The organism is Ruegeria sp. O4, assembly GCF_056535125.1.
In genome coordinates, this window is record NZ_JBQERO010000001.1 from 730,032 (window position 1) to 743,953 (window position 13,922).

General features: G+C 56.3%; 13 protein-coding genes. 7 read left to right on the top strand and 6 right to left on the bottom strand.

Features of this window, described 5'->3' with window-relative positions:
• Positions 1-67: 67 nt before the first annotated feature.
• A complete protein-coding gene (locus tag ACR0J7_RS03650) occupies positions 68-1,192 on the bottom strand; it encodes a porin (RefSeq protein WP_480913307.1) in 1,125 nt (374 codons plus the stop codon).
• Positions 1,193-1,501: 309 nt separating this feature from the next.
• Entirely contained in the window at positions 1,502-3,145 is a 1,644-nt protein-coding gene (locus ACR0J7_RS03655) for an NAD(P)H-hydrate dehydratase (protein ID WP_480913308.1), read from the bottom strand.
• Positions 3,146-3,314: 169 nt separating this feature from the next.
• Here ACR0J7_RS03655 and ACR0J7_RS03660 point away from each other — a divergent pair, with 169 nt between their 5' ends.
• The 4 genes from ACR0J7_RS03660 (at position 3,315) to ACR0J7_RS03675 (ending at position 7,273) form a co-directional block, all read left to right on the top strand.
• Positions 3,315-3,653, top strand: a complete 339-nt coding sequence (locus ACR0J7_RS03660) for a P-II family nitrogen regulator (RefSeq protein ID WP_209503542.1) — start codon at positions 3,315-3,317, stop codon at positions 3,651-3,653.
• A gap of 33 nt (positions 3,654-3,686) precedes the next feature.
• Positions 3,687-5,093, top strand: a complete 1,407-nt coding sequence (gene glnA, locus ACR0J7_RS03665; RefSeq protein ID WP_480538134.1) for a type I glutamate--ammonia ligase — start codon at positions 3,687-3,689, stop codon at positions 5,091-5,093.
• Between the two features lie 288 nt (positions 5,094-5,381).
• A complete protein-coding gene (locus ACR0J7_RS03670; RefSeq protein WP_480564229.1) occupies positions 5,382-6,170 on the top strand; it encodes a lytic murein transglycosylase in 789 nt (262 codons plus the stop codon).
• A 200-nt stretch (positions 6,171-6,370) separates the two neighbouring features.
• Positions 6,371-7,273, top strand: coding sequence for a hypothetical protein (locus ACR0J7_RS03675; protein WP_480545397.1), 903 nt, complete (start codon positions 6,371-6,373; stop codon positions 7,271-7,273).
• 36 nt (positions 7,274-7,309) lie between these two features.
• On the opposite strand, the gene ACR0J7_RS03680 is transcribed toward ACR0J7_RS03675, so the two are convergent.
• On the bottom strand, positions 7,310-8,053 hold the full coding sequence (locus ACR0J7_RS03680; protein ID WP_480913310.1) for a heme-dependent oxidative N-demethylase family protein: 744 nt from the start codon (positions 8,051-8,053) through the stop codon (positions 7,310-7,312).
• Between the two features lie 122 nt (positions 8,054-8,175).
• On the opposite strand from ACR0J7_RS03680, the gene dddP reads away from it, so the two are divergent.
• On the top strand, positions 8,176-9,519 hold the full coding sequence (dddP, locus tag ACR0J7_RS03685) for a dimethylsulfonioproprionate lyase DddP (RefSeq protein ID WP_480485264.1): 1,344 nt from the start codon (positions 8,176-8,178) through the stop codon (positions 9,517-9,519).
• Between the two features lie 10 nt (positions 9,520-9,529).
• Here dddP and ACR0J7_RS03690 read toward each other — a convergent pair whose 3' ends face one another.
• The gene (locus tag ACR0J7_RS03690) at positions 9,530-9,724 is read right to left on the bottom strand and encodes a hypothetical protein (protein WP_480485263.1); all 195 of its coding nucleotides are present in this window, start codon (positions 9,722-9,724) and stop codon (positions 9,530-9,532) included.
• A gap of 275 nt (positions 9,725-9,999) precedes the next feature.
• Here ACR0J7_RS03690 and ACR0J7_RS03695 point away from each other — a divergent pair, with 275 nt between their 5' ends.
• Positions 10,000-11,214: a bifunctional alpha/beta hydrolase/OsmC family protein gene (locus ACR0J7_RS03695; protein WP_480485262.1), complete on the top strand. Its 1,215-nt coding sequence runs from the start codon at positions 10,000-10,002 to the stop codon at positions 11,212-11,214.
• Positions 11,215-11,246: 32 nt separating this feature from the next.
• On the opposite strand, the gene ACR0J7_RS03700 is transcribed toward ACR0J7_RS03695, so the two are convergent.
• Positions 11,247-11,579 (bottom strand): hypothetical protein, encoded by a 333-nt coding sequence (locus tag ACR0J7_RS03700; protein ID WP_480538140.1) that lies wholly within the window; start codon positions 11,577-11,579, stop codon positions 11,247-11,249.
• An 11-nt stretch (positions 11,580-11,590) separates the two neighbouring features.
• Positions 11,591-12,151, bottom strand: a complete 561-nt coding sequence (locus tag ACR0J7_RS03705; RefSeq protein WP_480485258.1) for a hypothetical protein — start codon at positions 12,149-12,151, stop codon at positions 11,591-11,593.
• A gap of 355 nt (positions 12,152-12,506) precedes the next feature.
• Here ACR0J7_RS03705 and purB point away from each other — a divergent pair, with 355 nt between their 5' ends.
• Positions 12,507-13,811, top strand: a complete 1,305-nt coding sequence (gene purB, locus ACR0J7_RS03710; RefSeq protein ID WP_480485256.1) for an adenylosuccinate lyase — start codon at positions 12,507-12,509, stop codon at positions 13,809-13,811.
• The last annotated feature ends 111 nt before the right edge of the window (positions 13,812-13,922 follow it).

The following is a 13,922-nucleotide window of genomic DNA, read 5'->3' on the forward strand; positions in this document are numbered from 1 at the left end:
AACCTGGTTTTGGCAAAAAAGAACGCCCCGAAAACCGGGGCGTTCGTGTTGGATCGCTGGAAGGCAATTAAAACTTCCAGCGCGCGCCCAAAACCCAGGCCTCGTTGTTTTCGAACGACGTTCCGTCATCGAAATCGTGGTTGCGATACTTCAGGTAAACATCGGTATTGATCGCTTCGACCTTCTGCACGACAGCGATACCCCATGCCTTGGTGTCGGACCCGTTGGTCTCGAAATCCGCGCCGTCATAATAGTCGATGCCGACACCTGTCTTACCCCAGGATACCCAGTTCCCCTCGTACGAGACCTTGCCGTACCAGTAATTCGGGTCCGTCTGGCCAGCTCGGTCATCGTCACGCGTGCCGCCGGCAATCGTGAACCCCAGACCGCTGGGCAACAGCACCGAGGCCGAACCGAGTGTATCCTTGCGATCCCCTGAATTGTCATCCCGCTCCCGCACCGAATACGCGACAGCTGCCGCAAACTCTACACCGCCTGCAAAGGTGTTTTCATAGAACACGCCGACATCGTAGTAGTCATCATCGTCACTGCTGGACAGAATGTTCTGACCATATGCAAAAGCGGCCGAGAATCCGTTAACCGTTGGAGTGTCATACCGGACGCGCCCACGACGTGAGCCATCAAAGTTGCTGGAACTGTCACCAACCGTAATACCGCTCAGCACACCGTTTGTGCCGCGATAGAAAAAGCCAGAGTTCTCATCGTTTGTGAACGAATACAGCGCGGTGCCGACATAGGACAGGTCCACTTCTGCAGCACCATCTGCCGCCATGCTGCCCTGACCTGCCGAGAACTTGCCGTAGCTGCCCTTCAAGGCAAAATCCACAAACCGGATATCGTCGCGGGTCCAGCCGCTAAAGTTTGTACCGTTCTGGTTCCATTCAGTCGAATTCGGCAATCCCAACGCCGATTCCAAGCGGAAGGTAAACTCGTTCTGGCCAAATGGCTGCATCAGACGCAGGCCAACCCGGCTGTTCGACAGATCGTTGTCGAGGACCCGGGTCTCGGTATCTTGTCCGTCATCAACAGAAATCAAGGCCGGGTTAAACTGCCCGTAAAGCAGCACATAGCCGCCGCTGTTATTTTCGTATTTCAGCTCTGCGGCTGCCGGAACAGCGACCGTGGCAGTCAGAAAGGCGGCAACCGATATCTTTTTGATATTTGGGGTCATTTCACTCACCATAGTTGGTTCGGGGTTCAGATACTGCCCATTTGTTTACTGAATCCGAGCGTTCCAGTGGTCTGCGCCTTGTCTTACGCAAGAATTGTATTTTAGCAACAGAACATACTAATAATTTTGACATTTTACATTATTTTTCATTAACTTACAAGATACGGCTCCATCTCGTACTGGCAGCTTGCAAACGATTAGTGATGCCTGCCTATGCACCTGGCAAATATGCGGTATGCATCTGCACACATCTTGACAGCGAAAACATGCCATTCTGACAGAGCCTGAGCTGCTTTCTGCCCAAAACAACTAGATATTCAGCTGTTTGAAAACACCGGGCAACTGCTCAGGCAGATCCTCGGCGATCAATCCCGGCCCGAAAAGACGTGCGCATTCCACGTGCAGCCATGCTGCTGTCTCAGCCGCCGTCATCGGATCGAATCCCCGCGCCAATAGCCCGGCGATGTAACCGGCCAACACATCGCCTGACCCGGCGGTTGCAAGCCAAGGGGCTGCGCGATCATAGCATGCGGCATTGATCGAGCATCGCCCGTCCGGCGCCGCAATGACAGTATCCGGCCCTTTGAACAACACGACACATCCCGCACGTGCCGATGCCTCTCGCGTTGCGTCCACCTTGGAATAGGCGGGGCCTCTGACCGGCGTTTCGCTCAGCTTTTCAGCCAGATCGGGGAACAGCCGCGCAAACTCACCGCCATGCGGGGTCAGAACGCAGTGGTCATGCAACATTTCAAACAAGTTTCCGGGATCGCCCGCAAATGCCGTCAGCGCATCCGCATCCAGAACCGTCGCACGTTTCGCAATCAGGGCGACTGGCACCAGGTCCCGGGCTCGCTCCAACCCCAAACCGGGGCCCAGACAAAGGGCGTTCATCCGCACGTCTTGCAATATGTCTGACAGCATTTGAGAACCATCAACGCACTGTAGCATGAGGGCAGTGATCCGGCTCGCCACCTCTGCCAAAGCCAAGGATGGCACCCCCAGCGTCACCAACCCTGCCCCAATTCGCAACGCCCCCCGCGCCGCCAGTCGCGCCGCACCTGTCTTGCCGGGCCCACCGGAAAGGATCAGGGCATGCCCATGGGTGTATTTGTGCTCATTCATACTCTTACCAAGGCAAACCCCAGGCAGATTATCCACAGCCTTCGAAATCTCGTCGCCCCCCGCATCCTGTCTCAATCCGATATCTTTCGTGACAACATGTCCGCAAAAATATGGTCCCTCACTCAGCACGTGGCCAAGCTTTCTCGAATGAAACGAAACCGTAAGTGCTGATCGTGCACAGCGACGTCCATGCTGAGGGAAAAGTTCTCCCACGACTTTGCCTGAGTCTGCGCAAAGACCTGAAGGAACGTCTATCGCGACCGTGCGTGGAGGAACTATGTGCGTACCCGCATCCTGACGCCGCAACTCCCTTGCCGTCTCAGCGTCATTATATGCCCAGAGAATTTCCCATAGCCTCACATCTTCAATCGATCGTGTTAGACCGGTCCCAAACAATGCGTCGATGAGAATATCCGGATACAAGATTCTGCCCCGTGCGATCTCAGATACATCCTTTGCCGAACCACCCCATCGCTCATAACTCACCCGCGCATCCGGCGGCAGCCTATCTGGATCGCCATACAGGAATACCTCAACCCTCCAGCCCAGTTCCCGCAAAAGCCGCGCCACGACAAACCCGTCACCGCCGTTGTTTCCGGGGCCGCACAATACGACTGCACGCAGCGGATCCTCTTCATCTTTTTCCAAATACTCCGGGGAGCGCGAGGGGCTGGCCCCTCGCCTGTCCAGATCCGGCCATTCCTCGAAGATCGCCTCGACAACACATTGCCCTGCCCGCTCCATCAGTTCCAAACCCGTAACCTCACCGGACCTGATGGCCGCGTGCTCGATGGCTTTCATCTGCGCTGCTGTCAGCAATTCCGTCATATCACACCTTCGCACGATTCAATTTCGATTACTTTTTGTGCAAACCGCCTAAAATTTAGCACAGAGCCTGATTTCAACGGATACCGACCCAACCGATACCGCAATCACGTTGCCGCCCGATCTTAGACGTGATCACTGCGCCTGAGACAACCATTCAAGGTGAGCCGGAATGAAAAAGATCGAAGCGATCATCAAGCCGTTCAAACTGGACGAAGTGAAAGAGGCGTTGCAGGACGTAGGTGTTCAGGGTCTCAGCGTCGTCGAAGTCAAAGGTTTCGGCCGTCAGAAAGGCCATACCGAGCTGTATCGTGGAGCGGAATATGTTGTCGACTTTTTGCCCAAGGTGAAGGTCGAGGTCGTATTGGACGATGACCAGGTGGATGCCGCCATCGAAGCCATCGTGTCGGCTGCCAAAACCGACAAGATCGGCGACGGAAAGATCTTTGTCTCTCCGGTTGAACAAGCCATTCGCATCCGTACCGGCGAGACCGGCTCGGACGCGCTCTAACATACCAATCTTCAAGTCAGAGGAATCAAGAGAATGAGCAAGGACGCAGTTCTTCAGCTGATCAAGGAAGAGGGCGCCGAATATGTCGACGTCCGTTTCACCGACCCCCGCGGCAAGCTGCAGCACGTGACCCTGATGGCCGATCAGGTCGACGAAGACTTCCTGGACGAAGGCTTCATGTTTGATGGTTCGTCCATCGCAGGATGGAAGTCGATCGAAGCTTCGGACATGAAGCTGATGATCGATACCGATAGTGCATATGTTGATCCGTTCTACGCAGAGAAAACCATTTGCGTGCACTGCTCGGTTGTCGAACCCGATACAGGCGAAGCCTATGAGCGTGATCCGCGCGGCACAGCGCAGAAAGCCGAAGCATACCTGAAGGCATCAGGAATCGGTGACGTCGCATATATGGGTCCCGAAGCCGAGTTTTTCCTGTTTGACGATGTCCGTTATTCGAACACAATCAACAAGGTATCCTACGAAGTTGATGCAACTGACGCATCATGGAACACCGACACCGAATACGAAATGGGCAATACGGGCCACCGTCCGGGCGTCAAGGGTGGCTACTTCCCGGTGAACCCGATCGACGAAGCGCAGGACCTGCGGTCGGAAATGCTGTCGACCATGAAGCGTCTGGGCATGAAGGTCGACAAGCACCACCACGAAGTTGCGTCTTGCCAGCACGAGCTGGGCCTGATCTTCGACAGCCTGACCAAGCAGGCGGATGAGCTGCAAAAGTACAAATATGTCATCCACAACGTGGCTCATGCGTACGGCAAATCGGCAACCTTCATGCCGAAGCCTATCGCAGGTGACAACGGCACCGGCATGCACGTGAACATGTCAATCTGGAAAGACGGCAAGCCACTGTTCGCGGGCGACAAATACGCTGATCTTTCGGACGAAGCGCTGTACTTCATCGGCGGTATCCTGAAGCACGCCAAGACCCTGAACGCCTTCACCAATCCGGCTACCAACAGCTACAAGCGTTTGATCCCCGGTTTCGAAGCCCCCGTTCTGCGCGCCTACTCGGCCCGTAACCGTTCGGGTTGTGTCCGTATTCCATGGACCGAAAGCCCTAAAGCAAAACGTGTCGAGGCTCGTTTCCCCGATCCGGCTGCAAACCCCTACCTGGCGTTTGCCGCTCTGTTGATGGCCGGCCTTGACGGCATCAAAAACAAGATCGATCCGGGCGAAGCCATGGACAAGAACCTGTACGATCTGCCTGCCGAGGAACTGGCCGGTATCCCGACTGTCTGCGGCAGCTTGCGTGAAGCTCTGGAAGCGCTGGCATCGGATCACGACTTCCTGCTGCAAGGTGACGTGTTCACCAAGGACCAGATCGACGGCTACATCGCCCTGAAGATGGAAGAGGTCGAAACCTACGAGCACACACCACACCCGGTTGAATACGGCATGTATTACAGCTGCTAAGCAACCACGGCATGGATTTGCAGGGGCGCTCAAACGGGCGCCCCTGTTTCATTTGCGCCGGTCTGTCGCTGTTCAGCCTCATCGGGCGCCATAGCGCAGAATACACACTTTTTACCTTCGCCCTTGCTATGCGCCCGATGCTGAGGATCTGAAATCCTTCAAAGGCACTCCGCAGATCAATCAACAGGCATTTGCAGGAACGGTTGGAGACACTCCAACGAACCGCTTTGCCCAATTCAAAGCTCAAGGTAGGCTGGCCACAGATTTCAACACCATCGGATTATCCTCATGTTTCGTCTTTACGTATTAATCGCCCTGCTTGTGTCTTCGCCCCTTCTGGCCGCGCCTTGTGGGAATACCAGCGCGGGGTTCGAGGCCTGGAAGGCCGATTTCGCCCAGCAGGCCCGCAAGGCTGGTGTGAAAAAGATGGGCCTTCAGGCGCTTGCTCAGGCGCAATACGCCACGGGCACAATTGCGGCGGATCGCAATCAGAAAAGCTTCAAATACACGCTGGACAAATTCATGCGTGTCAGAGGCGCTGATGCAATCGTCGCGCAGGGGCGCAAACGCAAGGCGGCAAATCCCGATTTCTATGCTGCTCTTGAACGGCAATACGGTGTTCCGGCGGGCGTTCTGATCGCCATTCACGGCATGGAAACCGGCTTTGGCAATTTTATGGGAGACAGTCAGGTTGTTTCCGCAATCACGACACTGGCCTATGATTGTCGCCGGTCCGAGTTCTTTGTTCCGCACGCAATCGGGGCACTGAAACTGGTCGATGCAGGAAGCATTACCGTGGCGACAAAAGGGGCAAAACATGGCGAGTTGGGTCACACTCAGTTTCTGCCGGGCAACGCCCTGACCTATGGCGTCGATGCCACCGGCGACCGTCGGGTGGACTTCTATGACATGACCGACGCGCTTGCCTCGACCGCCAATTTTCTTCGCAAGAAAGGGTGGAAGCCGGGGCGTGGCTATCAGCCAGGGGAGCGGAATTTTCAAGTGCTGCAACAGTGGAACGCGGCCTCTGTTTATCAGCAATCCATAGCAATCATGGCCGCCCGAATCGACCAATAGCCCGGTCGCACCAAAAACACACTCCGCACCCGCTTTCGCCACATTTCCGCCACAGTGACAAACAAAAGCCTTTAGTTTCTTGGTTTCCAATGCGTAACCAATGCCGGGGTAATATTACCTTTTTTGCATTTTCCGCCAAATTCTCCTCACGAATGGTTGTTACAGTGTTTGCTGAACAGTACGCAAAAAAGGACAGTGCAGTGGCTCGGAAGCACAGCTACCATGGCGGCCTGCAATTCAATGGCGACGCAAATGGCGCGATCGAGCGTTTTGGCACAATCGTTGCCACGACGCTGGAAGATTACGGCCATCTGGTCGAACGCAAGGCGTTGCTGAGCAATTCCGAAGCAAGCATTGTTTCAAGTCAGTACCTTGTGCGACTGACCTTGGATACAGGCACCCCCGAGCAGGAAGACCGGTACGAGCGTATGGATCGCGCCGCGGGGCTAAAAACGATAACAAAACCCCGCGCCGCAAATCCGCAAAACAGGTTGGTTCTTTCGATCACGCCGGTTTCCCCCCTGCTGGATGACTCCGAGATTTCGGAACTGATGATGGTCGTCATTCTGTATCGCATGGTCGATATCTGTTCGACCCGGCGCGTTGAATGGCTGTCGCCACACACGGTTCTGACGGTCGAGCAGTTCATGAGCGCCTTTGACACTCTGACCCCCAGCCGAACACGCGACAGAAAACAAATTTTTCAGTCGCTGACCGGGCAGTTTTCGGCAATGAATTTGCCCGAGAACGATGACACCATAAGTGTTCTTCATGCTTCGACGTCCCGCCCGATCCAGCTGACAGATGAACAATTGCTCAGCATCGCGTTTCGCAGTGAAGATACAAACAGGCCAGGTCAGGAAACGTTCGATGACGAAGATGGTGTCGTAAAGCCAAGTGACGTTTTGCGTCTCAGCAGTTGGTGCATGACGGGTGTACTGGCTGGCGTTTCGACCCCGATTGCCCTGTCAATGGCTGCTGTCAATCTGATCCGGGGTGAAGATTTTCGCCTCAACACACAGGTGCTTGTCTTTACCTTCGCGATAGTTGCCCTGAACGCAACGAACGCGTTTGCCGATGTTGCGGCCGCCTTGGGCCAATAAGAGAATTACAGAAGACCCTCCTTGGATGCCCCGCCTTTAGGCGGGGTTTTCCATTTTGGGAACCGCGTTCGCGGCCAGAATATAAGTGTGGATTGAAAAGACGACCGCATCCGTTTTCGGCAAGCGCAGCAGGGTTTGCCGCTCACTTCGCAAGTAGGACGTTTTACGTCGATCTGTGTCGCCCCGCCTGTCACTGGAGCTTCGGGGCTGAAACAGTTCGGGGTCTTCATACCAAAGCGCGTTAAAGCGCCAGAGTGGACGACCGGGCTGTATCCCGTCGAACAGGCGCTGCACCCGCTTGGCTATATTTTCGTCGTAACTTGCGACAGGCACATGGATGTCGATCAGTGGTCGCATGAATTTTTCCGACAAAAGCCAGCTGGCCGGGAAACACAGGATTGCGCCGGTCAATACATGTACAGTTCCGCGCTTTTGCAGGATGCAAAAATCCTCCTGAACCAGCCTGCACAATGTATCAAGCGGCTGCGCCCGGTCGACTGCGACACTTACTCCGTCGGGTCTCACGACTTCTTCATCCGCATTGGGATAGACCTGCGACAGCACAAGGTCGAGCAGTTCCCGAGCGGCCGGTTCAGCCTGCGGATCAAGCGCCAGAACGTCTTCGCGGCGTTCCGTCAGCAGCTTCTGCCGGCGTTGCATCTGACCGACAAAAGCCTCGTCCCGATGCAACCAGTTTTCCATCGTTGCAGGCTGGATACCCGGTAAAGCACGTAGGTCGCCGACATCATACGGTATTTTATCTTGCAGAATTTTATTCATACCAGTGGCTTAGCATGGGTCGAAATATTTGTCGGTCGAAAACGACAGGATCGCCGTCGCATTTTTCCAAGACGATCGATATGGGCACCTTAGGTTTGACTGAACAAGCAACGAGGTCCGTCATGAACAAGCATTACCGAGACACGCGCAAGATTGACCCCAGCCGAGGCGCTACGCTGGGTGATGGCACGCCAAACGAAAATGACCGGATCGAGATCGGACCGACACAGCTGGCTTTTGACGAATGGGCTGCTGCGGGGCTGGAACTGCCCAATCTTGCCCGGATGCGGGAACACCGCTGGAAACGACTGACGCAGGCCATCGTTGATCGCGGATATGGTGGCTTGCTGGTTTTTGACCCGCTGAACATCCGCTACGCAACCGACAGCACGAACATGCAGTTGTGGAATACGCATAACCCGTTTCGCGCGGTGCTGTTATGTGCCAATGGCTATATGGTGATCTGGGACTACAAGAACTCACCTTTCCTCAGCACGTTCAATCCGCTGGTGCGCGAGCAGCGGTCAGGCGCGGACCTGTTTTACTTCGACCGTGGCGACAAGGTGGATATTGCGGCAGATGTTTTCTCGAACGAGGTGCGCGTACTGATCGATGCGCATGGCGGCGGCAACAAACGTTTGGCTGTCGACAAGATCATGCTGCATGGTCTGCGCGCGCTTGAGGCGCAGGGCTTTGAGGTCATGGAAGGTGAAGAGCTGACCGAAAAGACCCGTGCCGTGAAGGGACCGGATGAGATTCTGGCCATGCGCTGTGCCAATCACGCCTGCGAAACCGCTGTGGCGGAGATGGAGCGCTTTGCACGCGCGAATGTCGGCAATGGAAAGACAACCGAGGATGATATTTGGGCTGTTCTGCACGCGGAAAACATCCGGCGCGGTGGCGAATGGATCGAGACCCGCCTGCTGGCATCAGGCCAACGCACGAATCCCTGGTTCCAGGAATGCGGGCCCCGCATCACGCAGCAAAACGAAATCATCGCCTTCGACACCGACCTGATCGGGTCATACGGGATATGCATCGATATCTCGCGCACTTGGTGGATTGGCGACCAAAAACCCCGCCCTGACATGATCTATGCCATGCAGCACGCGCATGAACATATCATGACCAACATGCAGATGCTGAAGCCCGGCGTAATGATCCCGGAACTTACCGCCATGTCGCACAGGCTTGATGACAAGTTTCAGGCGCAGAAATACGGCTGCCTGATGCACGGAGTGGGATTGTGTGATGAATGGCCGCTGGTTGCGTATCCGGACAAAGCCGTCGAAGGCGCATATGACTATCCGCTTGAGCCCGGCATGGTGCTGTGCGTCGAAGCCTGCGTTGGCGAAGTCGGTGGCGATTTCAGCATCAAGCTTGAGGATCAGGTTCTCATTACCGAAACCGGGTATGAGAACCTGTCCAGATATCCCTTTGACCCCCAATTGATGGGAATCGAATAAGGCCGGGCCCTCAATTCGACCAATGGGACCGGCGGACATTTCCATGCCAATCTTCCGTGGCAAGGCTGACCTGAACCTGTGAACCACCTTGGGGCGCGGGCCAGGATTGGCCAATCGCGAACCCGGCAACGCCGGCCAAAACTATAGCCAGGATCATACGTGAACGCAGGTCGGGTATCCGGGGTGCAATATCTGCATGTGACATCTGTGTCTCCTGTTTCAGCTTTCAGGAACCACAAATGGGATGTGGAGAGACATAAGTGAAACGAATGTTTGTTTGAACCATCATCAAATTTTTTGATATTAAAAGAAGGTAAGAGCTCTGCCGCCATGCGGCCCGAAGGCGGCAGGGATCTTGCGCAGTCTGTGAAACACCCATTCGTTCTCACCTTCCCGTTACGCGTGTGACTTAAGGGTTGTGACCCAAGGGGCAAATACACAGTATTGGGCGTGTTCCCCCGTACCATTCAAGGAGCCGACATGCCCACGGAACGCATCACTTTTGCCGGACATGACGGCAGCCAATTGGCGGCGCGACTGGATTTGCCGGACGGACCGGTGCTGGCTACGGCCCTGTTCGCCCACTGCTTTACCTGCTCCAAGGATATCCCGGCCGCCCGGCGCATTTCTGCCCGACTGGCTGCCATGGGCATTGCGGTGCTGCGGTTCGATTTCACCGGACTGGGCCATTCCGAAGGCGAGTTTGCCAATACGACCTTCACTTCGAATGTCGAGGATCTGATTTCAGCCGCGCAATATCTGGCTGGTCGAAAAATGGCACCTGCCCTGCTGATCGGCCACTCGCTTGGGGGCGCGGCGGTGTTGCGGGCGCGGGCTGGTATTCCGACTGTAAAAGCCGTCGTGACATTGGGTGCACCGGCTGACCCCGCCCATGTGTCGCATCACTTTGAGGCGGCGCTGCCTCAGATCGAAGAGGATGGCAGTGCCGAGGTCTCTCTGGGTGGTCGCCCCTTCCGCATAGGTAAAGCTTTTGTGGACGACATTGCCAAATCGGCCCTGTCATCTGCAATCGCCGACCTCAAAGCCGCCCTGTTGATCCTTCATGCCCCACGCGACGAAACGGTCAGCATCGACAATGCGAGCGCGATCTTTCTGGCCGCGAAACACCCCAAAAGCTTTGTAACTCTCGACGACGCCGATCATCTGATCACGCGCGCCTCTGACGCCGAATATGCAGCGGATGTTATTGCCGCTTGGGTTTCACGCTATGTGAAACTGTGCCCACCCGCTCCGCCACCGGGTGCGCCAGAGGGCGTTGTGCGCATAACCGAAGCAGATCCGGGCGGGTTCATGCAGGATATTCAGGCGGGTCCAAACCACCATCTGGTCGCGGATGAGCCCGCATCTTACGGCGGTACGGACAAGGGCATGTCGCCTTATGGCTTTGTCTCGGCCGGTTTGGGGGCCTGCACATCGATGACAATACGCATGTACGCCCGGCGCAAAGGCTGGCCCCTGACAAATGTCAGCGTCGATGTGTGTCATGACAAGGTTCACGCACAGGATGCCGGATTGGTGAATGATGGCAAGGTGGACCAGTTTCGCCGGAAAATCCGCCTGAGCGGCCCGCTGGATCAGGAGCAAAGGCAACGTTTGCTTGAGATTGCGGACAAGTGCCCGGTTCACCGGACGCTCGAAGGCTCGGCCCACATAACGACCGAGCTTCTTTCATAAGAAAGGCCGCCTGACAGGCGGCCTTTTGTTCCTTAGCGCCGCGGGCCCGGTCGATGAATGGGCGGGCGGGCAACCGGCGGGCGCGCGACAGGTGGGCGCGCGACAGGTGGGCGCGGGCGCGCGGGAGGTTTGGCAACAGGCGGTTTCGGACGCTCGGGGCGCACTGGTCGATCAGGTCGGTTGGGACGATCAACGTCAATATCCACATTAACGTCATGGTAGTAGTCGTTCCACAGCATCGAGTCGTAAAACGGGTCATACCCGTACCCGACCCCAACCGTCACACCGTCACAGGCCGACAGCGTCAAAGTCGCGATCCCAAACCCTAGCGTAAGGGACATCCGTTTGATCAGTCTAACGCTCATCGCTCCCTCCCTCACTGAAGTGCCCGGAACGACGCGAAAACGGCGTTCAGATCATCTGCATAAATCGGGTCTGCCCCGTCCCGCAGAATAGCAACTGCGATGGCAACCCGGCCTTGCGGAAGGTCAATGACGGTGGCGGTAAAGCTTACTCCCTTGCCGTCCCGGTGCCCGGTGCCCCGAAACACGCGGGCTGGCAATCCGCCGATACGGGTATCGCTGGTGCTGGTCGTCGTAGGGTCTTTGACCAGAAACTTGTCGATATCCTGCAAGTACCGGACGCCGCCCTGAATTGTTCCAACCCCCGCAGGTGATACGAAACCCATCCACACCGCGTCGTCTGTCACCGGCCGGAACCCCATGACCCGCGCGACCGCACGGGCGTCGCCCAGTTCGGTATCCTCAATCTCGCGCGGGCCGCCGGTACGAAGGACCCAGAAGTCTGGAACGTCAAACCGAAAGAGCGCTTGGCCTTCATCGGTGTATGTCACGGGTGTGTCAGCCAGTGCTGGTGCAGCTGCGCCGACCCAAAACACACCACAGAGGGCAAGTACAGAACATGATAAAAAACGCATATCTCAATAACCTGGTTATTTCCTTCCGATCAGATTGAACTGTTGCAGCGCTGTTTGTCCAGCATCGCTTGGCAGCAAGGGCAGGACAGGCATCCACCCCAACTGGCGGCATGATCCGGTGAGACCTAGTTGCAGGCGCAAAACCTGCCTTGTTGCGGAACCCTGCCCGTCAATACCGTACCAAATCCTTTGCAGGACAGTTTTCCGAACCCGTCTGCTGCTGAAAAGCCCGAACAAACGGCAAGAATCAGGGCAAACCGTCTCATATACGCTCTCGCATCTTGTTCCCTACCCCGCACGCGGTTAAACCCCGCGCCAACGCCTCATCCAATCTGCAAAAAAGGTGCCGTCGCCTATGATTCCCCGTTATTCCCGCCCCGACATGGTTGCCATCTGGTCGCCCGAGACCAAGTTCCGCATCTGGTACGAGATCGAGGCGCACGCGTGCGATGCCATGGCGGATCTGGGCGTGATCCCGCGTGAAAATGCCGAAGCTGTCTGGAAAGCCAAGGATGTGGAATTCGATGTCGCCCGCATCGACGAGATCGAAGCCGTCACCAAGCATGACGTCATCGCCTTCCTGACCCATCTTGCAGAGCATGTCGGCAGTGAAGAGGCGCGTTTTGTGCATCAGGGCATGACCAGCTCGGACGTGCTGGACACTTGTTTCAACGTACAGCTGACCCGCGCCGCCGACATCCTGATTGCCGACCTTGAAGGGCTTCTGGCTGCGCTCAAGCGCCGCGCGATGGAACATAAGAACACGGTTCGTATTGGACGCAGCCACGGCATCCACGCCGAACCGACAACCATGGGTCTGACCTTTGCCCGCTTCTACGCCGAGATGGACCGCAACCTGTCCCGGATGCGCGATGCACGTGCGGAAATCGCCACCGGAGCGATCAGCGGCGCGGTTGGTACCTTTGCCAATATCGACCCGCAAGTCGAGGAACATGTCTGTGACAAGCTGGGTCTGGTGCCTGAGCCGATCAGCACGCAGGTCATTCCGCGTGACCGCCACGCGGCCTTTTTTGCAACGCTGGGCGTCATCGCAAGCAGCATCGAAAACATTGCCATCGAAATCCGCCACATGCAGCGGACCGAGGTACTGGAGGGGGCTGAGTTCTTCTCGATGGGCCAGAAAGGCTCCTCGGCGATGCCGCACAAGAAAAACCCGGTGCTGACTGAGAACCTGACCGGTCTGGCGCGCATGGTCCGCGCAGCCGTAATACCGGCAATGGAGAATGTCGCGCTCTGGCACGAACGCGACATCTCGCATTCATCTGTCGAGCGCATGATCGGTCCGGATGCCACAATCACGCTGGATTTTGCCTTGGCCCGCCTGACAGGTGTGGTCGACAAAATGCTGATCTTCCCGGAAAACATGCTGGAAAACATGAACAAGTTCCCCGGGCTGGTCATGAGCCAGCGGGTTCTGCTGGCCCTGACCCAGGCAGGTGTCAGCCGTGAGGACGCCTATGCCATGGTACAGCGCAACGCGTTGAAGGTTTGGGAACACCGCACCGACTTCAAGGAGGAACTGTTGGCGGATGCTGATGTAACTGCCGCACTCAGCCCTGCGCAGATCGAAGAGAAATTCGACCTCGGGTATCACACCAAGCATGTCGATACGATCTTTGCGCGCGTGTTTGGCGACTAACGGTTATCTTTTCAGTCTGTTAGCCGGGGGTGTTCTGCCACGTGCATTGTACCCCCTTGTTTTTTGCCAGACCAACGGAAATGCGGTATCCTGCATGTGCTTTTTCCATAC

What these genes read in the sequence shown, in the direction of transcription:
- ACR0J7_RS03650 (WP_480913307.1), bottom strand. Translation starts at nt 1,192, where the DNA reads ATGACCCCAAATATCAAAAAGATATCGGTTGCCGCCTTTCTGACTGCC.
- ACR0J7_RS03655 (WP_480913308.1), bottom strand. Translation starts at nt 3,145, where the DNA reads ATGACGGAATTGCTGACAGCAGCGCAGATGAAAGCCATCGAGCACGCG.
- ACR0J7_RS03660 (WP_209503542.1), top strand. Translation starts at nt 3,315, where the DNA reads ATGAAAAAGATCGAAGCGATCATCAAGCCGTTCAAACTGGACGAAGTG.
- glnA (WP_480538134.1), top strand. Translation starts at nt 3,687, where the DNA reads ATGAGCAAGGACGCAGTTCTTCAGCTGATCAAGGAAGAGGGCGCCGAA.
- ACR0J7_RS03670 (WP_480564229.1), top strand. Translation starts at nt 5,382, where the DNA reads ATGTTTCGTCTTTACGTATTAATCGCCCTGCTTGTGTCTTCGCCCCTT.
- ACR0J7_RS03680 (WP_480913310.1), bottom strand. Translation starts at nt 8,053, where the DNA reads ATGAATAAAATTCTGCAAGATAAAATACCGTATGATGTCGGCGACCTA.
- dddP (WP_480485264.1), top strand. Translation starts at nt 8,176, where the DNA reads ATGAACAAGCATTACCGAGACACGCGCAAGATTGACCCCAGCCGAGGC.
- ACR0J7_RS03690 (WP_480485263.1), bottom strand. Translation starts at nt 9,724, where the DNA reads ATGTCACATGCAGATATTGCACCCCGGATACCCGACCTGCGTTCACGT.
- ACR0J7_RS03695 (WP_480485262.1), top strand. Translation starts at nt 10,000, where the DNA reads ATGCCCACGGAACGCATCACTTTTGCCGGACATGACGGCAGCCAATTG.
- ACR0J7_RS03700 (WP_480538140.1), bottom strand. Translation starts at nt 11,579, where the DNA reads ATGAGCGTTAGACTGATCAAACGGATGTCCCTTACGCTAGGGTTTGGG.
- ACR0J7_RS03705 (WP_480485258.1), bottom strand. Translation starts at nt 12,151, where the DNA reads ATGCGTTTTTTATCATGTTCTGTACTTGCCCTCTGTGGTGTGTTTTGG.
- purB (WP_480485256.1), top strand. Translation starts at nt 12,507, where the DNA reads ATGATTCCCCGTTATTCCCGCCCCGACATGGTTGCCATCTGGTCGCCC.